The sequence below is a fragment of the Streptomyces sp. NPDC086080 genome (genome assembly GCF_044540255.1).
Taxonomy (GTDB): domain Bacteria; phylum Actinomycetota; class Actinomycetes; order Streptomycetales; family Streptomycetaceae; genus Streptomyces.
This window is the reverse complement of the sequence record NZ_JBITRU010000006.1, coordinates 139,611-164,443: the sequence shown is the minus strand read 5'-3', so window position 1 is coordinate 164,443 and position 24,833 is coordinate 139,611. Positions and strand designations below refer to the sequence as shown.

Below are 24,833 nucleotides of genomic sequence, written 5' to 3'. Positions count from 1 at the left end.
TGCCGCGGGGAACCCGGAGCGGGCCGCGCCGGGTGCGGCCCGGGTCGTCCCGGCGCTTCGGACGACCGGGTTTCCGGGCGATCAGGGACATGATCGCGCCACCCCTCCCCAAAGATGTTGAACTTTGAAGGGAATGGGTCTACGGTAGGCCTTGTTCAGTTAGTTGAACATTAAACCTGATCCCCCCAGGAGGAACACCATGGGCATCTTCGGCCGCAAGAACGACGAAACCGCCACCGCGACCACCGCCGGCGCGGTGAGCCCGGACCTGGCCGCGCTGACCGGCGAGTACACCATCGACCCGGCGCACACCACGATCGGCTTCGTCGCCCGCCACGCGATGGTCACCAACGTCAAGGGCGGCTTCCAGGACTTCACCGGCACGCTGCAGCTCGACGGATCGGACCCGTCCAAGTCCACGGCGACCATCGACGTGGTGATGGACAGCATCGAGACGGGCAATGCCGACCGTGACGGTCACCTGAAGAGCTCGGACTTCTTCAAGACGGACGAGTTCCCGACGATGACCTTCCGCACCACCAAGGCGGAGGCCCTCGGCGGCGACGACTACCGCATCACCGGTGACCTGACCATCCTGGGCACCACCAAGCCGCTCACCATCGACCTCGAGTTCAACGGCGCCGCGACCGACCCGTTCGGCAACCAGCGCGTCGGCTTCGAGGGCAAGTCGGAGATCCTGCGTTCGGAGTGGGGTCTGACCTGGAACGCGGCGCTGGAGACGGGCGGCGTGCTGGTCTCCGACAAGATCAAGCTGAACTTCGACATCTCGGCGATCCGCAAGGCCGACGCCTGATCCGCCCCCCGGGGCGCTGCCCCCGGACCCCCGCTCCTCAAACGCCGGAGGGGCTGTTTCAGCCCCTCCGGCGTTTGAGGAGCGGGGTCCGGGGCGGAGCCCCAGGGTCGGGACGGGAACGCGGGTCTCAGAAGCCGCCGCCGAAATCGCCGCCGCCGCCGAAGTCTCCCCCGCCGAATCCGCCACCGAAGTCTCCGGGGTCGAAGTCCGCCCCTGAGACATCGCCGCCCCCGTAGCCTCCGAAGTCGCCGTACCCCGCGCCGTAGTCGGCCGCGTAGCCGGGGCCGGCCATCATGCCGCCGAGCATGGTGCCGACCAGCAGACCGGGCAGCAGCCCTCCGCCGAAGTAGCCGCCGGCCCAGGGACCGTAGGCGGGGCCCGCCTCCCAGTACGGGCGGCGGCCGTGATCGGTGTCGACCTCACGGACCGCGGGGTCCTCGCCGTCGGCCAGGCGGGCCCGGTCGGCCGCGCACACCGGGACCTCGCGTTCGGCTCCGCCCGGGGGTGTCCAGGTGGCGTCGGCGACCGAGGGGCCGTGCCGCGGATCGAAGAAGCACGGCGGGCGGCGTTCCGGCAGCGGGCGCTTGTCGCGGCGGGCGTCGAGGACCGCCAGGGCGAAGCGGCCGTCCTCCACGGCCTGGGTGACGGCCCGCACGTCCTCCGGCTTCCGGGCGGCGGCCATGTACGACTTGGACTGCTCGTAGGCGTCCAGCGCGTGCTCGTAGTCCGCGCGCATCGCATCGTCCGCGCCCGGTTCGCCGGGGTGGAAGTCGAGGCGGTCGAGTTCCTCGCCGAACGCGGTGATGTCCTCGTCGACCACCACCCGCAGCTTCTCCAGCGCGGCCCGCTGCTCCTCCTCGTGGCGGCGCCGGTTGCGGCGGGTCACGGCGTACACGCCCGCGCCGCCGGCCGCCAGCACCGCGCCGGCGGTGATCAGCCCGCCGACGGGGACATCACCGCCGGACCCGTCGGTCCAGGAACCCGGAGCGCCACCGCCGGTGTTGCGCAGGGCGCTGTCGACGAAGTCGTTCAGCTGGGCCTTGGCATCCCCGGCGCCCTGCACGGACGTGACCAGATTCCGCACACCCTGCGGGCTCAGCACACTGCTGTCGGCGCGGGCGTCGAACTGGTCGCCGAGCCGGATGCCGTACAGGCCGGTGACGCCGGTCTCGGTGCGCAGGTTCCGGAAGAGGTTGTCCGTCGGATAGTCCGAGGGGAGGACGGCGACGAAGACGGGTTTGTCCGCGTCCTCGATCTTGGCGGCGAGCGCCTCGGCGTCGGACTCCGCGAGGATGTCCCGTGCCTCGGGATCGACGTAGACGGGACTCTCGCGGAGTTTCTCGGCGATCACCGAGATGTCCGTGGCCGCCTGCGCCCCAGGCGCACCGGCCATCAGGACCGCCAGAGCGGCGGCCACCGGCACGATCAGCAGGCGTACGAAAGTACGCGTCCACGCGACCTTCATATCTTCGAAGCTACCCGAATCGGGGCGGAAACGGGCATCCGGACCGGCAGAGGTTTCCGGTGGCCCCTCTGCCGGAACCGGATGAAGCGGTGGCCGGGCTTGTGGCTGGTGCCGCGGCAGGCAACGTTTACCCAAGGAGCGGCATCCGGTGCGTGCTCCCGGCGTGCAGGCCGGAAGTTCCACGTACTGGACGTACTCGGGCTTTCGGCCGGTGCGGCGAGTGGGGTCCCCCCTCCGGGGGAACGTGCCGGGCGTCGCGACCGGGCGAACGTTGCCCGCCGCGGCGCTAGGCCGCCGGTTCCACGCCCGCCCGCAGCAGCCCGTAGGTGTACGCGTCCTCCAGCGCCTGCCAGGACGCGGCGATGACGTTCTCCGCGACGCCCACCGTCGACCACTCCCCCGCCCCGTCCGAGGTGGAGATCAGGACCCTGGTGGTCGACTGTGTGCCGTGCTTGCCTTCGAGGATGCGGACCTTGTAGTCGACCAGCTCCAGCTTCGCCAGCTGGGGGTAGATCTTCTCCAGGGCGACCCGCAGGGAGCGGTCCAGGGCGTTGACCGGGCCGTTGCCCTCCGCGGTGGCGACGATGCGCTCGCTCTTGGCCCACAGCTTCACGGTGGCCTCGTTGGCGTGGCTGCCGTCGGGCCGGTCCTCGACGATCGCGCGCCAGGACTCGACCTCGAAGTACTTCAGCGGCCGGCCCTCGGCCTCCGCGCGGAGCAGCAGTTCGAAGGAGGCGTCGGCGGCCTCGTACGTGTAGCCGTTGAGTTCGCGCTCCTTGACCCGCTCCACGACCCGGCCGACCAGTTCGCGGTCGCCGCCGAGGTCGATGCCGAGTTCCTTGCCCTTGAGCTCGATGGAGGCGCGGCCTGCCATGTCGGAGACCAGCATGCGCATGGTGTTGCCGACCTGCTCGGGGTCGATGTGCTGGTACAGGTCGGGGTCGACCTTGATCGCGGAGGCGTGCAGGCCCGCCTTGTGCGCGAAGGCGGAGACGCCGACGTACGGCTGGTGGGTGGAGGGGGTGAGGTTGACGACCTCGGCGATGGCGTGCGAGATCCGGGTCATCTCACGCAGCCGGCCGTCCGGGAGGACCTTCTTGCCGTACTTCAGCTCCAGGGCCGCCACGACGGGGAACAGGTTGGCGTTCCCGACCCGCTCGCCGTAGCCGTTGGCGGTGCACTGGACGTGGGTGGCACCGGCGTCGACGGCGGCGAGGGTGTTGGCGACGGCGCAGCCGGTGTCGTCCTGGGCGTGGATGCCGAGCCGGGCACCGGTGTCGGCCAGCACGGTGGCGACCACGGCCTGGATCTGCGCGGGGAGCATGCCGCCGTTGGTGTCGCACAGGACGACGACGTCGGCACCGGCCTCGGAGGCGGCGCGGACGACCGACTTCGCGTACTCGGGGTTGGCGCGGTAGCCGTCGAAGAAGTGCTCGCAGTCGACGAAGACCCGGCGGCCCTGCCCCTTGAGGAAGGACACCGTGTCCCGGACCATCGCCAGGTTCTCGTCGAGGGTGGTGCGCAGCGCGAGCTCGACATGACGGTCGTGGGACTTCGCGACCAGCGTGATCACCTGCGCGCCGGAGTCGAGCAGCGCCCTGACCTGCGGGTCCTGCTCCGCGGTGGTGCCTGCGCGGCGGGTGGCGCCGAAGGCGACCAGCGTCGCGTGCCGGAACTCGATCTCCTGCTGGGCACGGGCGAAGAACTCGGTGTCCCGGGGGTTCGCGCCGGGCCAGCCCCCCTCGATGAAACCGACGCCGAACTCGTCCAGGTGCCGTGCGATGGCCAGCTTGTCGGCGACGGTGAGGTTGATGCCCTCACGCTGGGCGCCGTCGCGCAGGGTGGTGTCGAAGACGTGGAACGAGTCGTCGGGCTCGCTGGTTGCGGTCATGGTCTGAAGGCTCCTGAATTGATCTCGGTCTACCGGAATGACCGGTTCCACCGTTCTCCCATGGTCCCTCACGCTCGTCCCCCGGCTGCGGTTGGGCCAGGAAACAGAAAAACCTCTCGCGGGTGCGAGAGGTCTGCGCGCGGGTCGAGGACGACGGTGTCCGCCCGTACGGTGTCGTACGTGCGGTCACTGCGGACCGGCGCGCCTGCTGCCAATAATCGTGGCGAACGAGAGCACGGAGGCAGTCTGGCACAACCGCCCCCGCGCTCACGATCCGTCTCAGGATGCGGGCGGCCCCGAGGACTTCGAGCCGTCCGGGACCGGGCGGGGGGCCGGGGCGGGAACCGGAATGCCCGCTTCTCGGCCCGCCGAGCAGGGTGGTGGGTGGGGAGGACAGGCACGGGGGCCGAGGGGGGAGTCCCGCCCCCGGTGCCCGCCCGGCCCCGGAGCCCGCGCCTACGCCAGGGTGTGCATCCAGCCGTGCCGGTCCTCGGCGGTTCCGCGCTGGATGTCGAGCAGCGCCTGCCGCAGGCGGAGCGTGACCTCGCCGGGCTCGCCCCCGCTCTGCTGCCACTGGGCGCCGTCCCTCTTCACGGTGCCGACCGGGGTGATCACGGCCGCCGTGCCGCAGGCGAAGACCTCGGTGAGGCTGCCGTTCGCCGTGTCGCGCTGCCACTGCTCTGCGGAGACCCGCTCCTCGACCGCCTCGTAACCGAGGTCGCGGGCGACGGTCAGCAGGGAGTCCCGGGTGACGCCCTCCAGAATGGAGCCGGTGAGGGTGGGGGTGACGATCTTGTCACCGTAGACGAAGTACAGGTTCATGCCACCCAGTTCCTCGACCCACTTGTGTTCCACGGCGTCGAGGTAGCAGACCTGGTCGCATCCCTTCGCTGCGGCCTCGGCCTGGGCCAGCAGGGAGGCCGCGTAGTTGCCACCGGTCTTGGCGTCGCCCATGCCGCCGGGGACGGCGCGGACACGGTCCTCGGAGACCCAGATGGAGACCGGCTTCACCCCGCCCGGGAAGTAGGCACCGGCCGGGGAGGCGATGACCAGGAACAGGTACTCGTTGGCGGGCTTCACGCCCAGCCCGACCTCGGTCGCGATCATGAACGGGCGCAGATACAGGGACTCCTCGCCGCCGTGCGCCGGCACCCACGCCTTGTCCTGTTCGACCAGGGCGTCGCACGCCTCGATGAAGGTCTCGACCGGCAGCTCGGGCATGGCGAGACGGCGCGCGGACCGCTGGAAGCGCTCGGCGTTCTTCTCCGGGCGGAAGGTGGCAACGGATCCGTCGGGCCGGCGGTAGGCCTTCAGGCCCTCGAAGATCTCCTGCGCGTAGTGCAGCACCGTGGTCGCGGGGTCGAGGGAGATCGGCGCGTACGGGACGAGCCGGCCGTCGTGCCAGCCGCGGCCCTCGGTCCACTTGATCGTCACCATGTGATCGGTGAAGTGGCGGCCGAACCCGGGGCTGGCCAGGATCGCCTCGCGCTCCGCGTCGGAGAGCGGGTGGGCCGAGGGCTTGAGCTCGATCGTGGGCGTCGTCATGAGTAGGTGTCCTTCACCGGTTGTAGTGACGGGCCGCGCACACGCCCGTCCGGCCGGTGGCCAGTGCTTGGACGTCCGAGCATTCCCTCATTCCGCGGCTCCGCGTTCGATTATCGCCCGGAGGCGTCGGCGGAAGAAACGGGGTGAATGCGGCCCGGTGGTCGATGGTGACACCCGGCGGGGACAGGGGGAAGCCGCCGGGTGCGGTTGCGACCCGGCGGCTTCGAATGGTGTCGAGAGGGGCGCCGGGTCAGCCGGCTACTCGTGCGGCGAGTGCGTCGCCGATCTCCGAGGTGCTGCGGGCGGGCAGACCGCCGCGCTCCGCGAGGTCGGCGGAGACGGCGTCCTCGATACGGGCGGCCTCGGCGTGGTGACCGAGGTGGCGCAGGAGCAGTGCGACGGAAAGGACCGTGGCACTCGGGTCGGCCTTGCCCTGGCCGGCGATGTCCGGGGCCGAGCCGTGCACCGGCTCGAACATGGACGGGAACACGCCGGCGGGGTTGATGTTCCCGCTCGCGGCAACGCCGATACCGCCGGAGACGGCCGCGGCGAGGTCGGTGATGATGTCGCCGAAGAGGTTGTCGGTGACGATGACGTCGAAGCGGGCCGGGTCGGTGACGAGGTAGATCGTCGCGGCGTCGACGTGGATGTAGTCGGTGGTGACCTCGGGGAACTCCTCGGCCACCTTGTTGAAGACGTTCGTCCACAGATGGCCGGCGAAGGTCAGCACGTTGTTCTTGTGGACCAGCGTGAGCTTCTTGCGGGGGCGGGCCTGGGCGCGGGCGAAGGCGTCACGGACCACGCGCTCGACACCGAAGGCCGTGTTGACGGAGACCTCGGTGGCGACCTCGTGCTCGGTACCCTTGCGGATGGTGCCGCCGTTGCCCGTGTACGGACCCTCGGTGCCCTCACGGACCACGACGAAGTCGATCTCGGGCTGCCCGGCGAGCGGGGTGGCCACACCGGGCAGGAGCTTGCTCGGCCGCAGGTTGACATGGTGGTCGAAGGCGAACCGGAGCTTGAGCAGGAAGCCGCGCTCCAGGACACCGGAGGGGACCGACGGGTCACCGATGGCGCCGAGCAGGATCGCGTCGTGCCGCTTCAGTTCGTCGAGGTCGGCGTCGGTGAGCGTCTCACCGGTGGCGTGGTAGCGCTTGGCGCCGAAGTCGTAGTTCTTGGTCTCCAGCTTCACATCCTGCGGAAGGACGGCGGAGAGGACCTTCAGGCCTTCGGCCACGACTTCCTGGCCGATGCCGTCACCGGGGATCACTGCGAGATTGATGCTGCGAGACATGCGGGCACCCTACTCCTCGTCCCACGGGATGACATACGGCGTCCGGCATGCGGACGCCATCGGCGTGTCAGTGGCCGGTCGAGCCGCCGTTGTCCCGGCGGTCGAGGGCGCGCTGGAGGGCGGCCGCGGCGTTCTTGCGGTCGGATTCGCTCGTACGGGAGGTGTGGCGGACGCGGCGGCGAATGGTCGTCTCGGCCATGGCGCATCGACTCCTTCGGCATACACGGAGTACGGAAAGGGGATTACGACGGACGCCGGGGCGGGGAGCGACGGGCCGCAGGGGTTGCCTGCACCGGGCCCGGCTCACGACCGCTTTCGCTCGATCGAGCGGGTCGTTCGGCTCCTACAAAAGTAGGGGAGCCGGGCGCACCTGTCTGCACAATTACTCGGACTTCCTACTATCTGAGACGGTGGACCGGGTCACACCGCTCCCACCTGCGAACATGCCGGACGGGCCAGGTCGGGGGGGGAGACCTGGCCCGTCCGGGGTCGGGTGGGCGTCAGCCCATGTGCGGGTACGTGTAGTCGGTCGGCGCGACCAGCGTCTCCTTGATGGCGCGGGTCAGCGTCCAGCGCATCAGGTTCTGCGGGGCGCCGGCCTTGTCGTTGGTGCCGGAGGCACGGCCGCCGCCGAAGGGCTGCTGGCCGACGACGGCGCCGGTCGACTTGTCGTTGATGTAGAAGTTGCCGGCCGCGTAGCGCAGCTTCTCCATCGTGTACGCCGCCGCCGCGCGGTCGCCCGCGATGACCGAGCCGGTGAGGGCGTACTCGGACACCGACTCCATCTGGGTCAGCATCTCCTCGTACGTGTCGTCCTCGTAGACGTGGACGGCGAGGAACGGGCCGAAGTACTCGGTGCGGAACACCTCGTTCTCCGGGTCGGAGCACTCGACGACCGTCGGGCGCACGAAGTAGCCGACCGAGTCGTCGTAGGAGCCGCCCGCCACGATCGTGCAGGTCGGGTCCTGCTTGGCACGGTCGATCGCGGCCTTGTTCTTGGCGAAGGCCCGCTCGTCGATGACGGCGCCCATGAAGTTCGACAGGTCGGTGACGTCACCCATGGTGAGGTGGTCGACCTCGGCGGCGAACTCCTCCTTGAAGCCGCCGTTCCAGATGGACGCCGGGATGTACGCACGGGAGGTGGCGCTGCACTTCTGGCCCTGGTACTCGAAGGCACCCCGGGTCAGGGCGGTCTTGAGCACGGCGCGGTCGGCGCTCGGGTGGGCGACCAGGAAGTCCTTGCCGCCGGTCTCGCCGACCAGACGCGGGTAGGTGCGGTACTTCTCGATGTTGTTGCCGACCGTCTTCCACAGGTGCCGGAACGTCTTGGTCGAGCCGGTGAAGTGGATGCCGGCCAGGTCCCGGTGGACCAGCGCGACCTCGGAGACCTCGATGCCGTCACCGGTGACCAGGTTGATGACGCCCTTGGGCAGACCGGCCTCCTCCAGCAACTCCATGAGGAGCACGGCGGCGTGGGTCTGCGTCGGGGACGGCTTCCAGACCACCACGTTGCCCATCAGGGCCGGGGCGGTGGGCAGGTTGGCCGCGATCGCGCTGAAGTTGAAGGGCGTGATCGCGTAGACGAACCCCTCCAGCGGGCGGTGGTCCATACGGTTCCACACGCCCGGCGAGTTGGCCGGAGGCTGCTCGGCCAGGATGCCCCGGGCGTAGTGGACGTTGAAGCGCCAGAAGTCGATCAGCTCGCAGGGGCTGTCGATCTCGGCCTGCTGGGCCGTCTTGGACTGGCCCAGCATGGTCGAGGCGGCGATGGTCTCGCGCCACGGGCCGGACAGCAGTTCGGCGGCGCGCAGGATGATCGCCGCGCGGTCGTCGAAGGACATCGCGCGCCAGGCGGGCGCGGCGGCCAGGGCCGCGTCGACGGCGTCCTGCGCGTCCTGCCGGGTGGCGTTGGCGTAGGTACCCAAGCGGGCCTTGTGGTTGTGCGGCTGCACGACGTCGAAACGCTCGCCGCCGCCCATCCGCTTCTCGCCGCCGATGGTGCAGGGGAGGTCGATCGGGTTGTCGGCCAGTTCCTTGAGCTTGGCCTCCAGCCGGGCGCGCTCGGGCGTCCCGGGGGCGTAGCCGTGCACCGGCTCGTTGACGGGGGTGGGGACCTGGGTCACAGCGTCCATGGGTGGCGTAACTCCTTGTCGTGAGCGGTGTGGTGTCAGCCCTTGGTGATCATGCTTCGCGCGAAGAAGCGCGGGTTCGCCGGCTTCTCCGCCGGCCGCGGCATACCGTGCTTTCCCGGGGGACAACCCCCGGACCCCCGGCCGGAACCAAGACCGCGGCACAGCCACGTCCGCTCAGCCACGGCTGATCACGCTCCGCACGAAGAAGCGCAGGTTCGCCGGCTTCTCCGCAAGACGCCGCATGAAGTAGCCGTACCAGTCGGTGCCGTAGGCCGTGTACACCCGCATGCGGTGGCCCTCGGCGGCCAGTCGCAGGTGTTCCTCGCCGCGGATGCCGTAGAGCATCTGGAACTCGTACTCGTCGAGCTTGCGCCCGGCGGTGCGGGCCAGCTCCTGGGCGATGGAGATCAGACGCGGGTCGTGGGACCCGATCATCGGATATCCGTCGCCTTCCATCAGCGTCCGCAGGATCCGCACGTACGCCTTGTCGATCTCGTGCCTCTGCTGGTGTGCGACCTCTGCGGGCTCCTTGTAGGCGCCCTTCACCAACCGTACGCGGCTGCCTGCCGCGGCGAGGCGGCGCGCGTCCTCCTCGGTGCGGAAGAGGTAGGCCTGGATGACACAGCCCGTCTGCGGGGCGTCCTTCCGCAGTTCCTCGTGGATGGCGAACATCGAGTCGAGGGTGGTGTGGTCCTCGGCGTCCAGCGTGACCGTGGTGCCGATCCCGGCGGCGGCCTCGACGACCGGGCGGACGTTGGCGAGCGCCAGCTCGTGACCGCCGGGGAGCGCCTGCCCGAACATCGACAGCTTCACCGACATCTCGGCACGGCTGCCCAGCTCCAGCGGTCCGATCCGGTCGATCAGCTCCAGATACGCGTCCCGCGCCGCGGCGGCCTGCTCGGGGGTGGTGATGTCCTCACCCACGACGTCCATGGTCAGTTCCAGGCCGTTGCCGGTGAGCTCCTCGATGATCGGCAGGATCTCCTCGACGGTCTCACCGGGGATGAACCGGTCCACGACCTGCTTGGTGACCGGTGCCGCCGAGATCAGGCGTCGCATCCGATCGCTGCGCGACGCGGCGAGAATCACGGGACCCAGCACGGGGCACCTCCACAAGCTGCACGAGGCCGTCACCCGACCTTTCGGGAACGGAACGGAGAACCACCGTGAAACCTAAGGATGACCCCGATCGTGGGCCATCGACAGCTGTCACGCATCCGTGCGGCAGATCTCAGACAGATGTATGAAGGGCTCGGGTGGTGCGGCAGAATGCCCGGGGTGACGTCGGAACACAGGGATGACTACCAGGAGCTGGTGGACGAGATCTCGGAGCTGCTCGGCGCTCCGGCGACCCTGGAGAACCGCGATTTCGAGCTGATCGCCTTCGGGGCGTACGACAGCGAGGGCGATCTCGATCCGTCCGCGCTGGACCCGGTACGCACCCGGTCGATCCTGACCCGCCGTTCCACGGCCGCGGTCCGCTCCTGGTTCGAAGGCTTCGGCATCACGCGCGCGACCGGCCCGGTCCGTATCCCGCGCACCCCCGAGGCAGGCGTGCACCGGGGGCGTGTCTGCCTGCCGGTACGCCATCGGGGTGTCGTCCTCGGTTACGTCTGGCTGCTCGACGACGACCCGGGCCCCTCGGACCAGCAGCTGGACGCGGCCATGCGGGTGACCCTGCGGATCGGGGCGCTGCTGGCGGACGAGGCGCAGCACGGCGCCGACCTCACCCGCGAACTGCGGGCGGTGCTCACCGCACAGCGGGGCTGGCAGCGGGAGATGGCCCTTGCCGAGCTGCGCTCCGCCCTCGGCAACCGGGCCGACGGTCCGCACACCGTGGTCTGTGTCGCCCCCTGGCCCTCCGTCGACCCCGACGACGCCCCGTCGGTCCGTACGGTGCCGGGGGCCACCGCGTTGTGCACCCTGCCGTGGGACAGGGCCTCCCACGCCCCTGACGGAGCGGGAGAGGCCCTGTCCCTGGCCCTGCTGCTGCGGCTGCGCTCGACGGACGTACCGGCCCCCGCGACGACCGCGGCCTCGCGGCTGCTGGAACGGGTGCGGGACAGCGGTCCGGGCGGCCGGGGCGGTGGTTCCGCGGTGGCCGCCGGGATCGCCGCTCCCCGGGCGGGCCTCGCCGAGCTGGGCACGGCGTGGGAGGAGGCAGCGGCCTCGGCGCGGGCGGCGCTGGCCGAGCCCCGGCTGGGACCGGTCGCCTCATGGGCGTCGATCGGCCCCTTCCGGCTGCTGACGGCGCTGCCCCCGGGTTCCGCCCGTGACCCCGCCGTGAGCCCGCTGCTCTCCCCCACGCACACCGAGCTGGCCCGCACCGCCGAGATCTACCTGGACTGTGCGGGCCAGGCCGGCCGTACGGCGGCCGAGCTGGGCATTCACCGCCAGACGCTCTACTACCGCCTGTCGCGGATCGAGAAGCTCACGGGCCTCGACCTGGACGACGGCGAGAACCGCCTGCTGCTGCACATGGCGCTCAAGGCGGCGCGGCTCTGACCGGTCTGCCGTCCGGGCGCCCGCTCAGGTGCGGTAGGCGTAGTAAGCGGCGTTCGGGTACGAGGCGATGATGCTCGACACCGACCGGCGGTTGGTGTTGGTGGAGTGGTACGTCAGGTACGGCACGCCCTGCTGGCTGCGGTACGTGACGATCATCGTGTGGTCCTTGGACCCGTCCTTGTCGAAGTCCACCTGGAGCACGTCCCCGACGTCCATCTGGTACACGTTGGCGAGGCTGGTGACACGCTCGGAGTTCAGCCCGAACCAGGACCACTCGTTGACCCCGATGAACGAGTGCGACTGGATGCTGGCGTTGCCGAACCACCTGGTGTAGTCGTACACATAGCCGGGCACGTGCTTCCAGCCGCCCGCCTTCAGCGACTGGCTGACGAAGTTGGTGCAGTCACCGCCGGCGCCCTGCCCGTCGAAGCTCGGGTAGTCCGGGTTGTAGTCGCGCCAGTGCTTCTCCGCGTAGGCGGCCATCGCCTTGTAGTCGTACTCGCCGCCCGTGAGGTTCTTCGGAGCGGCCGGAGCGGGCCGGGTGGTGGCCGCCCGCGGGGACGACGGCGTGGTGGTGGCCGCGGCCTTGGTGGAAGCGGACGCCGTGGGCGTGGGCGTGGGTGTGGCGATGGGCGCGGGGTCGACCGCGGGCGGGTCCGGCTGGTTGACCGCGAGCTGGTCGTCGCCGGCCTCGCGGACGCCGGTCAGACGCCAGTTGCCGCGCCGGTCGGCCTCGAAGGTCAGCTCGTGGTCCGCCTGGAACCCGGTCGTCCTCGGCTCGTCGCCGCGGACCTTCTTGTACGTCAGCGTCGTGGTCTCGGTGACCGCGACAACGGCCTTGCGGCCGGTGACACGGGCCTTGTTCAGCGTGACGGTGGTGTTGGCCGCGCTGTACTTCTCGCCGTGCTTCGCGAGCCGGTCCCTGCGGTCACCGAGCCGGTTCAGGGCCTTGTCCTCGACGCGGGCCGTCCCGGAGGACAGCGCGACCTTGCCGGAGAAGCCGTCGGTCAGCGACTTCTTTCCCTTGCCGGGCCTGTCCACCAGCGCGTTGGTGCGGTCGGTGAAGACCGCGTCGGCCAGCTGCTGGAACGTTGCCTTCGTCCGGGCGTCCACCGTGGGCTCGGTCGTGGTGGAGGCGCCCGCACTCCAGTTGGGAAGCAGCGCCGCTCCCGCGATGGCCGAAGCGGCGGCCGCCGTGAGTATGGTCGCGCGGCGCCGCGTACGGCTCAGCCTTCTTGACTTCACTGAAGCTCCCCTCTTTCCCGGCGGATTGTTGCCGAGTGAGCGGAGTCTCGCATGCCGCATGTGACTGATGTGAAGGGGGTGTCGCCTTTACCCGCACGGTAGTTACCGGACCGTCACCACTTCGCCCGCACGGGCCCGCCGCCGGTCACTTCACGACCGTGGACCAGTTCGGGGACTGCGCCGGATCCAGGGTACGCAGCCGCTGCAGCGTGGCCGGCTTCTGGACGTCCATCCAGTCCGCGAGCTCCCTGAACGACACGCACTTGACGTCCTTCTTCGGGCACACGGTCTTGATGACCTCCTCGACGGCCTTCATGTAGATGCCGCCGTTCCACTCCTCGAAGTGGTTGCCGACGAACAGCGGTGCCCGGCTGCCGTAGTAGACGCGGTTGAAGCCGCCCATATAGGTGTCAAAGGTCTCCTGCTGCCACCGCGGGTACTGGGCCGGGTCGCCCTCGGTCTCCCCTTCGGACTGGTTGTAGAGGAAGTTGAAGTCCATGGACAGCCCCTGGTACTTGCCGCCCTCGTACGGCAGCATCTGGAGCGGAAAGTCCCAGACGCCGTTCTTCTTCGTCGGCCAGATCTGGAAGTCACCGGCGGAGCTGGCGTCGTAGCGCCAGCCGTATTCCTTGGCCACCTTCAGCAGGTTGGCCTGGCCCTCCAGGCAGGGGGCACGGCCGCCGACGACCTCCTTCTCGATGTCGAAGGGCAGCGGATCGATGTCGGTGAAGCCGGTGTTGGTCTTCCACTTCTTCACGAACCCGTAGAACTGGTCGATCTCGCTCTTCCACTCCTCCGTGCTCCAGTCACCGCCGCCCTTGCTGCCGCAGAAGTGGCCGTTGAAGTGGGTGCCTATCTCGTGGCCGTCCTTCCAGGCGCCCGAGAGCTGTTCCAGGGTGGTACGGATGTGTTCGTCGGTGGGGAGGCTGATCGCCGCGCTGCCGGTGGGGTGCTGCGGCGGGTCGTACAGGTCCTTCTGGCTCTTGGGCAGGAGATAGATGCCCGTGAGGAAGAAGGTCATGTGGGCGTCGTACTGCTCGGCCGTCTCCCGGAAGTGGGCGAAGAGCCCGTCGTCGCCCTGGAGCGCGCCGTCCCAGGAGAAGACCACGAACTGGGGCGGCTTCTGCCCGGGCTTGAGCGGCTCCGCCTTGAGCTGGTTCTCCTGGGGCCCGGTGTACGAGGTCGAGCCGTCACCGATCACTTCGGTCCTGCCGTCCCACTCCGGCTCCCCGGTCGCCCGCGGGGCCGACCGCTTCGGTGAACCGTCCTTGGCGGACGCGGTGGGGGCGGTGCGGTCGTCACGGGCGAGGAGCAGGTAGCCGACGACGAGGGAGGCGACGACGAGGGCCGCCGTCAGGCCGAGGAGGTTTCGGCGGGCGACTGGAGGGCGGGGTGCTCGGGCCTTGCGGCGGCGGCCCGACGGCTGCTTCATCTGCGGCTCGACTTCTGTGGGGGGAGGGCGGGGGGGCAGGTGCGGGGGCCGGTGCGGTGCGGTTCCGGACGCACCGGCGACCCGGCCCCGCGGTCAGTGGGCACTGGACCAGATGCCGTACGGGACGCTGTCGGCGGGTGTGCCGCCCAGGCCCTTGATCGGCAGGGGTTCGAGGCTCTCCTTCAGATCGATGCGGTAGACGACGACAGCGGTGGTCACCTTCTTCACGCTGCCGACGTACCAGGCCGCGGTGTCCTTCTCGGTCGTTCCCGCCTTGCCGGCGGCCCCCTCCGGAGCGTCCGGGTGGGCGGTGCGGGACGCGTCGGTCAGGGCGGACTGGACCGCGCGGGCCGTGTCCTCGCTCACCGCGCGACGGGCGGCGGGACGGGGGAGGGCCACCTTGTGGCCGTTGTGGGTGATCTTCCGTACCGAGTAGGGCTCGGTGTGCACCCCGTCGGCGACGAAGGTGGCGTAACCGCTGGCCATGCGAATGGCGCTGGGGGTGGAGCTGCCGGTGGCCAGGGTGGGCACCTGGGCGCCGATGCTGGAGGAGAGCAGCCCCGCGGCCTCGGCGGTGGCGCGGACCTTGTCCAGCCCGGTGTCCATGCCCAGTTGCATGAAGGGGGTGTTGACGGACAGGGCCAGCGCCCGGTGCAGGGAGATCTGGCCGTAGGACTTGCCGCCGTCGTTGCGGGCGGCGACCTTGCGGCCGCTGCGGTCCCAGTAGGGGCCCTCGGGCGTGGTGACGGGAACCCCGTCGTCGCCGTTGTAGAGGGTCTCGCCGGTCACCGGCGTGCGCTCGCCGTCACGGGTCTTGCGCACCCCGTGCTCCAGGCCGGCGGCATACACGAACGGCTGGAACGCCGAACCCGCGGGCACGGTGGTCGCGTTGGACTCGTTGTAGCCCTGCTTGCGGTGGTCGGGACCGCCGTGAACGGCCAGGATCCTGCCGTCGGCGGAGACGGAGGCGGCACCGTAGTGGGCGTCTCCCGCGACCTTCGGATGATCCTTCCGGCCCTGCTCACGGGCCTTGGTGACGGCCTTGGTGAGGCTTTCCTCGCGACCCTTCTCGAACGTCGTGTAGATCTGGTAGCCACCGAGGTCGAAGTCCCGCTCGGAGATCTTCGCGTTCTTCTTGACGTACTGGGCGGCGAGTTGCACCAGATAGTCGCTCTGCTCACCCGTGTCGTACAGCGGGTTGCTCTCCAGCGGTTCGGGGAACTCCCGGTACTCGGCGCGTTCCCGCGGCGACAGCTTGCCGATCGACACCATCCGGTCGAGGATCCACGACCAGCGCTCCACCGCCCGCTCGCGATTGGCCGCGCTGAGCGTGGGGTCGTACAGGCCGGCGCCCTTGAGGAGGCAGGAGAGGAAGGCGGCCTCGCTGACGTCGAGGTCCTGGACCTCCTTGCCGTAGTAGGCCTGTGCGGCGCGCTGGATGCCGTAGGTGCCCCGGCCGTACCAGCTGGTGTTGAGGTAGCCCTCCAGGATCTTGTCCTTGCTCATCTCGTTGTCGAGCTTGAGCGCGATCATCGCCTCGTCGAACTTGCGGCCGATCGTGCGGTCCTGGCTGAGGTAGACGTTCTTGACGTACTGCTGGGTGATGGTGGAGCCGCCCTCCGTGTCACCCTGGCCCAGAGTGCGGAACACGGCGCGCGTGATGCCCTTCATGGAGATGCCCGGGTCGCTGTAGAACGTGTCGTTCTCGGCGGCGAGTACGGCCCAGCGGACGTCCTCGGGGATCTCCTCCAGCGGCATCGCCTGCCGCTGCACCCAGCCGGTACGGGCCAGCGGGGTGCCGTCGGCCCAGAAGTACACGTTGTCCTGCTGGGTGGCATAGGTGTTGAGGTCGTCCGGGATGTCGGTGGTGGCGTAGGCGACCACCAGGAACATGGTGCTCAGGCCGAAGGAGGCGAGGAGGCCCCCGAGCGTCTGCCGCCACGAGGGGATCCAGCGGCGCCACCCCGTGCGCCCCGGCCGGGGGTAGTGCGGGCGCAGCCGGCGCACGTAGGGACCGAGCAGGGCGGCGACGGGACCGAGGACGGGCTCGAGCCGGTCACGCAGCAGCGAGGTGGGGCGGGAAGCGGGTCGACGGGCGGCCCGGCGGGAGGACCTGGCATCGGGCGCGACCCGCTCGGGTATGCCGCCCTCGGGTATGCCGCCCTCGGGCACGCGCAGTTGCATGGTCTCATCGGCAGCGGCATCGACAGCGGCGGCAGCGGCCGTAGCCGCCCGCACCTGCTCGACCCCGAGTTGCATGGTGGCGTCGGGCGCGGGGGGCAGCGTCTCGCTGTCCCCCTCGTCCCCGTCCCCCTGACCGACCCGGGTCATGCCCGTGCCTCCCTCCGCACTTCGTGCGGCCGCCTGGGCGACCGCACGAATATACGAGAGTCGCGGTCCGCGACCGAGTCACCGGCCACCGATCCGCACTCCCCCACCTCACCAACAACACAACACACACACTATTAACCCTCTGACCATATAAGTTCGACGGGCCTCACAGGGGTGGTTGTCGGGGAGGCCCTCATCACCAGACGGGCCGGGGTGAGGACACCGTGCCACGGGCCATGGGTTACGGGCTATGGCCATCGGCTGTGAGCTACGGCTACGGCTACGGCTACGGCTACGGCTACGGCTACGGCTACGAAGGATCCGGCCCCGCCGCGGCTGGGGTCGTGACCGCGGCGGAGTCGATCAGCCGGCGGAGCCCTTCGGTGAGCTGCTCGGCCTCGGGGGCCCGCTCGGGATCGAAGGCCCACTGCGCCATGAGCCCCATCAGCAACGTCGTATAGAGACTGCCGAGCGTGTCCACGTCCCGCTCCGGCACGTCCTCCTCGCGGCCGCCCATGAGCAGCGCGACCAGACCGCGGGCTCCGTCCCGCTGGGCGCGGGAGAGATGGTCGCGCACCTCGGGCACCTGATCGCCCATGACCACGACCTCCAGGCTGAGCCGCCACACCGAGCCCGGGTCCCGCATGGTGCCGATGATGTTCGACCACACCGAGGCGAAGCGCTCCAGCGAGCCGTCCGCACCCCGCACATCACCGTCGAAGACCTCGGACAAGCCCTCCACCAGTTCCAGGTAGGCCTGCGCCAGCAGAGCGTCCTTGGACCCGTAGTGATAACCGATGGACGCCAGGTTGGTCCCCGACTCCTTGACGATGTCCCGCGCCGTGGTGCGCACGAACCCCTTGGCGAGCAGGCAGCGCTTGGCGCCCTCGAGCAGATCCTCACGGTGTCCCATGGCGTCAGCCTACCCACCTGCCCATACAGGCGTCTTACACGTGCGTTCTATACAACCGTATAAGACATGCGTACAGTCGCCGGTATGACAACGACCCCTCCCCGCGCGGGCCGACGGGAATGGACCGCGCTCGCCGTCCTGATGCTTCCGCTGCTGCTGGTCTCGATGGACGTCTCCGTCCTCTACTTCGCCATCCCCGACATCAGCGCGGACCTGGAACCGAGCGGTACACAGCTGCTGTGGATCTTCGACATCTACGCCTTCGCCGTGGCCGGTCTGCTGATGACCATGGGCTCGGTGGGCGACCGCGTCGGGCGCCGCAGGCTGCTGCTGATCGGAGCCGCCGCCTTCGGCGCGGCCTCCCTGGTGGCGGCCTACGCCCGCAGCCCCGAAGCCCTGATCGGGGCCCGCGCCGTACTCGGCATCGGCGGCGCGACCCTGATGCCCTCCACCCTGGCGCTGGTCCGCACGCTCTTCACGGACGCCGCGCAGCGGGCGGCGGCAATCGCCGTCTGGTCCGGTGTGCTGACGGCGGGCGTGGCGCTCGGCTCCGTACTGAGCGGGCTGCTGGTGGAGTTCTTCTGGTGGGGGTCGGTCTTCCTGGTGAACCTGCCGGCGATGGTGCTGCTGCTGACCCTCGGTCCCCTCCTCCTGCCGGAGTCCAGGGATCCCGAACCCGGGCGCTTCGACTGGCCGAGCGTTCCCCTGTCGATGGCCGCCGTACTTCCGGTCGTCTACGGACTCAAGGAGATCCCGTCCGAGGGCTGGAACGTGCGGTACGTCGTGTCGGTCACCGTCGGTCTGCTCTTCGCGGCCCTATTCGTGCACCGGCAGCGGACCACCGGCTCCCCGATGATCTCCCCGGCCCTGTTCCGGGCACGCGGCTTCTCCCCCGCCGTAGGCCTCAACCTGGTCACCATGTTCGGAATGATGGGCTCCGCGTTCTTCACCACGCAGTACATCCAGTCCGTGCTCGGCAAGAGTGCCCTGGAGGCGGCCCTGTGGGCGCTGCTGCCGTCGGTACCCATCGGCTTCGCGGCACCGTTCGCGGCCCGTCTGGTGCGAGAAGGGGTCCATCGCGCCCATGTGGTGACGGCCGGCTTCATCGCCGCCGCGTGCGGCTGGGCGCTGCTCTGGTTCGCGGACACGGACGCGCTGATCCTGGTCCTGATCGCCTGCGGCGTGCTGGCCTCGGGCGTCACCATGGTGATGTCCCAGATCATGGATCTCGCGCTGGGTGCCGCCCCGGTGGAGCGGGCGGGCTCGGCGTCCTCCCTGATGGAGACCGGCGCCGAGTTCGGCGGGGCGCTGGGCATGGCGGTCCTCGGCTCCATCGGCACCGCCGTGTACCGCGGCGAGATGCCGGGCTCCGCCCCGGCAGCGGCCCACGAGACGCTGGGCGGCGCGCTGGCCGTCGCGGGGCAGCTGCCCGGACGGACGGGAGCGGCCCTGGCAACGGCGGCGCGGGAGGCGTTCACCCACGGGATGCGGGGGGCAGCGGTCGCGGGCGCGCTGGTGTTCGCCGGAGCCGCGGTGCTGGCGTGGGTGACGCTGCGCCGGGTGCGGGTGCGGGAGGAACCGTGCGCGGAAAGCGCCGGCCGGGCTGACCAGGTCAGCCCGGCCGGCGAGGACGGGCCCGTTCAGGGCGAACGGGGGTGTGAGGGCGGGGCGCCCGGTGTCGTCAGACCAGGTTGATCGACCGAGCGGAGTTCGCGCCGATCTCCGCCGACAGTTCGGCCAGCACCCCGGTGGACACGGTGTCGTCGACCGTCAGTACGGCGAGCGCCTCGCCGCCGACCGTCGCGCGGGCCACCTGCATGCCGGCGATGTTGATACCAGCCTCGCCGAGGACGCGGCCCACGGTGCCGACGACACCCGGACGGTCCTCGTAGCGCAGGACGACCATGTGGTCGGCGAGCGCCAGGTCCACGTCGTACTCACCGACGGCCACGATCTTCTGCACATGCTTGGGGCCGGCCAGCGTGCCGGAGACCGAGATCTCCTCGCCGCCGGAGAGGGTGCCCCGCACGGTGACGACGTTGCGGTGGTCGGCCGACTCCGAGCTGGTGGTCAGGCGGACCTCGACGCCGCGCTCCTGGGCGAAGAGCGGGGCGTTGACGTAGGACACGGTCTCGTCGACGACGTCCTCGAAGACACCCTTGAGCGCGGAGAGCTCCAGCACCTTCACGTCGTGCTGGGTGATCTCGCCGTACACCTCGACGTCGAGGCGGACCGCGACCTCACCGGCGAGCGCGGTGAAGATCCGGCCGAGGCGCTCGGCGAGCGGCAGGCCCGGCTTGACGTCCTCGGCGATGACCCCGCCCTGCACGTTCACCGCGTCGGGGACCAGCTCACCGGCGAGCGCGAGGCGCACCGAGCGGGCGACGGCGATACCGGCCTTCTCCTGGGCCTCGTCGGTGGAGGCGCCGAGGTGCGGGGTGCAGACGACCTGGTCGAACTCGAACAGCGGGGAGTCGGTGCACGGCTCCTTGGCGTACACGTCGAGGCCGGCGCCGGCGACGCGGCCCTCCTTGAGCGCCGAGTACAGCGCCTCCTCGTCGACGATGCCGCCGCGCGCGGCGTTGATGATGCGCACGCTCGGCTTGACCTTGCGCAGCGCCTCGTCGCCGATCAGACCGAGGGTCTCGGGGGTCTTGGGCAGGTGGACGGTGATGAAGTCGGAGACCTCGAGCAGCTCGTCCAGGGACAGCACCTTGACGCCCATCTGCGCGGCACGGGCGGGCTGTACGTAGGGGTCGAAGGCGACGACCTTCATGCCGAAGGCGGACATGCGCTGTGCCACGAGGGCACCGATCCGGCCCAGACCGACCACACCGAGGGTCTTCTCGGCGAGCTCGACGCCCGTGTACTTGCTGCGCTTCCACTCGCCGTTCTTCAGCGCCGCGTTGGCCTGCGGGATGTTGCGCGCGGTGGCGACGATCAGACCACAGGCGAGTTCGGCGGCGGTCACGATGTTCGAGGTGGGGGCGTTGACGACCATCACGCCGGCCTTGGTGGCGGCGGAGACGTCCACGTTGTCGAGGCCGACGCCGGCGCGGGCGACGACCTTGAGCTTGTTCGCGGCGGCGATCGCCTCGGCGTCGACCTTGGTGGCCGAGCGGACCAGGATCGCGTCCACGTCGGCGATGGCCGGAAGCAGCTCCGCGCGGTCCGCGCCGTTGCAGTGGCGGATCTCGAAGTCCGGCCCGAGCGCGTCCACGGTGGCGGGCGACAGCTCTTCAGCGATGAGTACGACGGGTTTCGAGCTCACGTGAGTCCTCACAAGTCCAATGCGGACGGCCGTCCCGACGGCCGCAGGCGGTGAAGAAGTGCTAGCCGCGTGGAAGACGCACGACGCTGTGGGCCTGACGCGTTTGTTGTTCAACAGTCTAGTGGCGCGTGGCGGGTCGTCTTGCGCCTCTGCGGAATGATCACCGATTCGGCCCCTCCGGCGGGTGAGGAGCCGGGTGTGGGCGAGTGCTCCGCGACGGCGCCGGGCGGACACGGCACCGTCGCGGGGCACATCCGCTCACGCCTCCTCGTCGACCCAGCTCATCAGCTTGCGCAGCTCCTTGCCGGTGGTCTCCAGCAGGTGCTCGGAGTCCTGCTTCTTGTACTCGTTGTACTTCTTCAGACCGCCGTGGTACTCGTCCATCCAGTTCCGGGCGAACGTGCCGTCCTGGATCTCGGCGAGGACCTTCTTCATCTCGGCCTTGGTGGCGTCGGTGATGATCCGCGGGCCGGTGACGTAGTCGCCCCACTCGGCGGTCTCGGAGATCGACCAGCGCATCTTCTCCAGGCCGCCCTCGTACATGAGGTCCACGATCAGCTTCAGCTCGTGCAGGCACTCGAAGTAGGCGATCTCCGGCTGGTAGCCGGCCTCGGTCAGGGTCTCGAAGCCCGCCTTGACCAGCGCCGCGGTGCCACCGCAGAGGACGGCCTGCTCACCGAACAGGTCGGTCTCGGTCTCCTCGGTGAAGGTGGTCTTGATGACGCCCGCGCGGGTGCCGCCGATGCCCTTGGCGTACGACAGGGCCAGCGCGAAGGCGTTGCCCGTGGCGTCCTGCTCGACGGCCGCGATGCAGGGGACGCCGCGGCCCTCCTCGTACTGGCGGCGCACCAGGTGGCCCGGGCCCTTCGGGGCGACCATGCAGACGTCCACGCCGGCCGGGGGCTTGATGAAGCCGTAGCGGATGTTCAGGCCGTGGCCGAAGAACAGGGCGTCGCCGTCCTTCAGGTTGTCCTTGATGTGCTCCTCGTAGACCTGGGCCTGGATCGGGTCCGGAACGAGGATCATGATGACGTCGGCCTCGGCGGCCGCCTCGGACGGGCTCACCACGCGCAGGCCCTGCTCCTCGGCCTTGGCCTTGGACTTCGAGCCCTCGTGCAGACCGACGCGCACATCGACGCCGGAGTCACGCAGCGACAGGGCGTGGGCGTGGCCCTGGCTGCCGTAACCGATGACCGCGACCTTGCGGCCCTGGATGATGGACAGGTCGGCGTCGGCGTCGTAGAACAGCTCGGCCACTTTGGGTTCTCTCCTTGAGTGCAGGTGTTGCGTCCCACCGTATGACGGCGGGGGGAGGTGAAGTTTCGGAGTCTCGGAATACGGGCGGCCGGTGTCGCGTCCGGTCACCCGTTTCCCCGACTTACGCCGACCGGTCCAGGGCGCGCAGCGACCGGTCCGTGATCGAGCGGGCACCGCGTCCGATCGCGATCGTGCCGGACTGGACCAGCTCCTTGATGCCGAACGGCTCCAGCATCTTGAGCATCGCGGACAGCTTGTCGCTGCTGCCGGTGGCCTCGATGGTCACGGCCTCCGGGGAGACGTCCACGGTCTTGGCGCGGAACAGCTGGACGATCTCGACGATCTGGGAGCGCGTCTCGTTGTCGGCGCGCACCTTCACCAGAACGAGTTCACGCTGGACGGCGTGCCCGGGTTCGAGCTCGACGATCTTCAGCACGTTGACGAGCTTGTTGAGCTGCTTGGTCACCTGCTCCAGCGGGAACTCGTCGACGCTGACCACGATGGTGATGCGGGAGATGTCGGGGTGCTCGGTGACACCGACGGCGAGGGAGTCGATGTTGAAGCCGCGGCGGGAGAACAGGGCGGCGATCCGGGCCAGGATGCCGGGGGTGTTCTCCACCAGGACGGAGAGCGTGTGCTTGGACATGATCTGCTTCCTTTACGGCTCTCAGTCGTCTTCGTTGTCGCCGAAGTCGGGGCGGACGTCCCGGGCGGCCATGATCTCGTCGTTGGAGGTGCCGGCGGCGACCATCGGCCACACCATCGCGTCCTCGTGGACGATGAAGTCCACGACGACCGGGCGGTCGTTGATGGAGTTCGCCTCCTCGATGACCTTGTCGAGGTCGGCGGGGTCCTCGCAGCGGATCGCGTGGCAGCCCATGGCCTCGGACAGTTTCACGAAGTCGGGGACCCGGGTGCCCGCGCTCTTCTCCGCGGCGCCCGCGCCGGGGCCGGAGTGCAGCACCGTGTTGGAGTACCGCTGGTTGTAGAACAGGGTCTGCCACTGGCGGACCATCCCGAGGGCGCCGTTGTTGATGATGGCGACCTTGATCGGGATGTTGTTCAGGGCGCAGGTGGTGAGCTCCTGGTTGGTCATCTGGAAGCAGCCGTCGCCGTCGATCGCCCAGACGGCGCGGTCGGGCACGCCGGCCTTGGCGCCCATGGCGGCCGGAACCGCGTAGCCCATGGTCCCGGCGCCGCCGGAGTTCAGCCAGGTGGCGGGCTTGTCGTACCGGATGAAGTGCGCGGCCCACATCTGGTGCTGGCCGACACCGGCCGCGAAGACCGTGCCCTCGGGCGCCAGCTGCCCGATGCGCTCGATGACCTGCTGCGGGGAGAGCGAGCCGTCCTCGGGCTGGTCGTAGCCGAGCGGGTAGGTCTCGCGCCAGCGGTTCAGGTCCTTCCACCAGGCGGTGTAGTCGCCGCGGTTGCCCTCGGCGTGCTCCTTCTGGACGGCCTGGACGATGTCGGCGAGGACCTCGCGGGCGTCACCGACGATCGGCACGTCGGCGGCGCGGTTCTTGCCGATCTCCGCCGGGTCGATGTCGGCGTGGACGATCTTGGCGTACGGGGCGAAGCTGTCCAGCTTGCCGGTGACGCGGTCGTCGAAGCGGGCTCCGAGGGCGACGATCAGGTCGGCCTTCTGCAGCGCGGTGACGGCGGTGACCGCACCGTGCATGCCCGGCATTCCCACGTGCAGCTCGTGGCTGTCGGGAAATGCGCCGAGTCCCATCAGGGTGGTGGTGACGGGAGCTCCGGTGAGTTCCGCGAGGACCTTCAGCTCGGCGGTGGCGCCGGCCTTGATGACTCCGCCGCCGACGTAGAGCACCGGCCGCTTCGCGGCGGTGATCAGCTTGGCGGCCTCCCGGATCTGCTTGGCGTGCGGCTTGGTGACGGGCCGGTAGCCGGGCAGGTCCATGGTGGGCGGCCAGGAGAAGGTGGTCTTCGCCTGGAGGGCGTCCTTGGCGATGTCCACCAGCACCGGGCCGGGGCGGCCGGTGGAGGCGATGTGGAACGCCTGCGCGATCACCCGCGGGATGTCCTCGGCCTTGGTGACCAGGAAGTTGTGCTTGGTGATCGGCATGGTGATGCCGACGATGTCCGCCTCCTGGAAGGCGTCCGTGCCGATCGCCTTGGAGGCGACCTGGCCGGTGATCGCGACCACCGGCACGGAGTCCATGTGCGCGTCGGCGATCGGGGTGACCAGGTTGGTGGCGCCGGGTCCTGAGGTCGCCATGCAGACGCCCACCCTGCCGGTGGCCTGCGCGTAACCGGTGGCCGCGTGGCCGGCGCCCTGCTCGTGCCGGACCAGGACGTGCCGGACCCGGGTGGAGTCCATCAGCGGGTCGTAGGCGGGAAGGATCGCACCGCCGGGAATGCCGAATACCGTGTCGGCGCCGACCTCCTCGAGAGAGCGAATGAGGGACTGTGCGCCCGTGACGTGCTCGACGGGTGCGGACTGTCCTCCGGATCGGGGCCGGGGCTGCGGGTGATGGGCCCCGGTGGCCTGCTCGGTCATCGGCTTCTCTTCTCGATGCTGAGGGTTTTTGCGAAGTTCGTGCGGGTGACGCGTGCTGCTCGGCAGGTGCCTGTGCAACAAAAAACCCCTCGTGCCGAAAGGCAAGCGAGGGGAAGCGCGCCGGGTGGGTGGTCGCTGAGCGATCAGGGCTCAGCGTCAGCCGACGCGCTGTCCAAGTACGAGAATTCGGGTGCGCATGGAAACGACCCTCCACCCGGCG

18 protein-coding genes are annotated in these 24,833 nt (G+C 69.8%); 3 read left to right on the top strand and 15 right to left on the bottom strand.

Annotation, left to right across the window (positions count from 1 at the left end; all coding sequences use genetic code 11):
- Positions 1–199 precede the first annotated feature (199 nt).
- Positions 200–814 (top strand): YceI family protein, encoded by a 615-nt coding sequence (locus tag ACIF9R_RS10180; RefSeq protein WP_399976987.1) that lies wholly within the window; start codon positions 200–202, stop codon positions 812–814.
- 127 nt (positions 815–941) lie between these two features.
- On the opposite strand, the gene ACIF9R_RS10175 is transcribed toward ACIF9R_RS10180, so the two are convergent.
- The 7 genes from ACIF9R_RS10175 to ACIF9R_RS10145 form a co-directional block, all read right to left on the bottom strand.
- Positions 942–2,279, bottom strand: a complete 1,338-nt coding sequence (locus ACIF9R_RS10175) for a hypothetical protein (RefSeq protein WP_399976985.1) — start codon at positions 2,277–2,279, stop codon at positions 942–944.
- A gap of 286 nt (positions 2,280–2,565) precedes the next feature.
- Positions 2,566–4,170 carry a citramalate synthase gene (cimA, locus tag ACIF9R_RS10170; RefSeq protein WP_399976982.1) on the bottom strand — a complete coding sequence of 535 codons (1,605 nt, stop codon included), beginning with the start codon at positions 4,168–4,170 and terminating at the stop codon, positions 2,566–2,568.
- Between the two features lie 456 nt (positions 4,171–4,626).
- A complete protein-coding gene (locus ACIF9R_RS10165) occupies positions 4,627–5,715 on the bottom strand; it encodes a branched-chain amino acid aminotransferase (RefSeq protein ID WP_399976980.1) in 1,089 nt (362 codons plus the stop codon).
- A gap of 250 nt (positions 5,716–5,965) precedes the next feature.
- The gene (locus ACIF9R_RS10160) at positions 5,966–7,009 is read right to left on the bottom strand and encodes a 3-isopropylmalate dehydrogenase (RefSeq protein WP_399976978.1); all 1,044 of its coding nucleotides are present in this window, start codon (positions 7,007–7,009) and stop codon (positions 5,966–5,968) included.
- Between the two features lie 67 nt (positions 7,010–7,076).
- The gene (locus tag ACIF9R_RS10155) at positions 7,077–7,208 is read right to left on the bottom strand and encodes a hypothetical protein (RefSeq protein WP_399976976.1); all 132 of its coding nucleotides are present in this window, start codon (positions 7,206–7,208) and stop codon (positions 7,077–7,079) included.
- A gap of 301 nt (positions 7,209–7,509) precedes the next feature.
- Positions 7,510–9,141 carry an L-glutamate gamma-semialdehyde dehydrogenase gene (gene pruA / locus ACIF9R_RS10150; protein WP_399976973.1) on the bottom strand — a complete coding sequence of 544 codons (1,632 nt, stop codon included), beginning with the start codon at positions 9,139–9,141 and terminating at the stop codon, positions 7,510–7,512.
- A 174-nt stretch (positions 9,142–9,315) separates the two neighbouring features.
- Complete coding sequence (locus ACIF9R_RS10145) at positions 9,316–10,242, bottom strand: proline dehydrogenase family protein (protein ID WP_399976971.1); 927 nt, start codon at positions 10,240–10,242, stop codon at positions 9,316–9,318.
- A gap of 138 nt (positions 10,243–10,380) precedes the next feature.
- Here ACIF9R_RS10145 and ACIF9R_RS10140 point away from each other — a divergent pair, with 138 nt between their 5' ends.
- Positions 10,381–11,646 carry a PucR family transcriptional regulator gene (locus ACIF9R_RS10140; RefSeq protein WP_399976970.1) on the top strand — a complete coding sequence of 422 codons (1,266 nt, stop codon included), beginning with the start codon at positions 10,381–10,383 and terminating at the stop codon, positions 11,644–11,646.
- Positions 11,647–11,670: 24 nt separating this feature from the next.
- Here the strand turns inward: ACIF9R_RS10140 and ACIF9R_RS10135 are convergent, their stop codons facing one another.
- The 4 genes from ACIF9R_RS10135 to ACIF9R_RS10120 all read right to left on the bottom strand — a co-directional run bounded on the left by ACIF9R_RS10135 (position 11,671) and on the right by ACIF9R_RS10120 (position 17,567).
- Entirely contained in the window at positions 11,671–12,891 is a 1,221-nt protein-coding gene (locus ACIF9R_RS10135) for an amidase domain-containing protein (protein ID WP_399976968.1), read from the bottom strand.
- Between the two features lie 145 nt (positions 12,892–13,036).
- Positions 13,037–14,323, bottom strand: coding sequence for a hypothetical protein (locus ACIF9R_RS10130; RefSeq protein ID WP_399976965.1), 1,287 nt, complete (start codon positions 14,321–14,323; stop codon positions 13,037–13,039).
- 93 nt (positions 14,324–14,416) lie between these two features.
- Positions 14,417–16,654: a transglycosylase domain-containing protein gene (locus ACIF9R_RS10125; RefSeq protein WP_399976963.1), complete on the bottom strand. Its 2,238-nt coding sequence runs from the start codon at positions 16,652–16,654 to the stop codon at positions 14,417–14,419.
- Between the two features lie 310 nt (positions 16,655–16,964).
- On the bottom strand, positions 16,965–17,567 hold the full coding sequence (locus ACIF9R_RS10120) for a TetR/AcrR family transcriptional regulator (RefSeq protein WP_399976962.1): 603 nt from the start codon (positions 17,565–17,567) through the stop codon (positions 16,965–16,967).
- A gap of 84 nt (positions 17,568–17,651) precedes the next feature.
- Between ACIF9R_RS10120 and ACIF9R_RS10115 the strand changes: the two genes are divergently transcribed.
- Complete coding sequence (locus ACIF9R_RS10115; RefSeq protein WP_399976960.1) at positions 17,652–19,262, top strand: MFS transporter; 1,611 nt, start codon at positions 17,652–17,654, stop codon at positions 19,260–19,262.
- Here the strand turns inward: ACIF9R_RS10115 and serA are convergent.
- The 4 genes from serA to ACIF9R_RS10095 all read right to left on the bottom strand — a co-directional run bounded on the left by serA (position 19,249) and on the right by ACIF9R_RS10095 (position 24,613).
- Entirely contained in the window at positions 19,249–20,838 is a 1,590-nt protein-coding gene (serA, locus tag ACIF9R_RS10110) for a phosphoglycerate dehydrogenase (protein ID WP_399976958.1), read from the bottom strand. The genes ACIF9R_RS10115 and serA overlap by 14 nt on opposite strands.
- Positions 20,839–21,096: 258 nt before the next feature.
- Entirely contained in the window at positions 21,097–22,095 is a 999-nt protein-coding gene (gene ilvC / locus ACIF9R_RS10105) for a ketol-acid reductoisomerase (RefSeq protein WP_399976956.1), read from the bottom strand.
- 121 nt (positions 22,096–22,216) lie between these two features.
- A complete protein-coding gene (gene ilvN, locus ACIF9R_RS10100; RefSeq protein ID WP_024888027.1) occupies positions 22,217–22,741 on the bottom strand; it encodes an acetolactate synthase small subunit in 525 nt (174 codons plus the stop codon).
- Between the two features lie 21 nt (positions 22,742–22,762).
- Complete coding sequence (locus ACIF9R_RS10095) at positions 22,763–24,613, bottom strand: acetolactate synthase large subunit (protein WP_399976953.1); 1,851 nt, start codon at positions 24,611–24,613, stop codon at positions 22,763–22,765.
- Between the last annotated feature and the right edge of the window lie 220 nt (positions 24,614–24,833).

Bases quoted from the DNA above. Each gene is read 5' to 3' on its own strand.
- ACIF9R_RS10115 (WP_399976960.1), top strand. From the start codon at position 17,652: ATGACAACGACCCCTCCCCGCGCGGGCCGACGGGAATGGACCGCGCTC.
- ACIF9R_RS10160 (WP_399976978.1), bottom strand. From the start codon at position 7,009: ATGTCTCGCAGCATCAATCTCGCAGTGATCCCCGGTGACGGCATCGGC.
- ACIF9R_RS10095 (WP_399976953.1), bottom strand. From the start codon at position 24,613: ATGACCGAGCAGGCCACCGGGGCCCATCACCCGCAGCCCCGGCCCCGA.
- ACIF9R_RS10165 (WP_399976980.1), bottom strand. From the start codon at position 5,715: ATGACGACGCCCACGATCGAGCTCAAGCCCTCGGCCCACCCGCTCTCC.
- ACIF9R_RS10140 (WP_399976970.1), top strand. From the start codon at position 10,381: ATGTATGAAGGGCTCGGGTGGTGCGGCAGAATGCCCGGGGTGACGTCG.
- ACIF9R_RS10125 (WP_399976963.1), bottom strand. From the start codon at position 16,654: ATGACCCGGGTCGGTCAGGGGGACGGGGACGAGGGGGACAGCGAGACG.
- ACIF9R_RS10180 (WP_399976987.1), top strand. From the start codon at position 200: ATGGGCATCTTCGGCCGCAAGAACGACGAAACCGCCACCGCGACCACC.
- pruA (WP_399976973.1), bottom strand. From the start codon at position 9,141: ATGGACGCTGTGACCCAGGTCCCCACCCCCGTCAACGAGCCGGTGCAC.
- cimA (WP_399976982.1), bottom strand. From the start codon at position 4,170: ATGACCGCAACCAGCGAGCCCGACGACTCGTTCCACGTCTTCGACACC.
- ACIF9R_RS10175 (WP_399976985.1), bottom strand. From the start codon at position 2,279: ATGAAGGTCGCGTGGACGCGTACTTTCGTACGCCTGCTGATCGTGCCG.
- ilvN (WP_024888027.1), bottom strand. From the start codon at position 22,741: ATGTCCAAGCACACGCTCTCCGTCCTGGTGGAGAACACCCCCGGCATC.
- ACIF9R_RS10155 (WP_399976976.1), bottom strand. From the start codon at position 7,208: ATGGCCGAGACGACCATTCGCCGCCGCGTCCGCCACACCTCCCGTACG.
- ACIF9R_RS10120 (WP_399976962.1), bottom strand. From the start codon at position 17,567: ATGGGACACCGTGAGGATCTGCTCGAGGGCGCCAAGCGCTGCCTGCTC.
- ACIF9R_RS10130 (WP_399976965.1), bottom strand. From the start codon at position 14,323: ATGAAGCAGCCGTCGGGCCGCCGCCGCAAGGCCCGAGCACCCCGCCCT.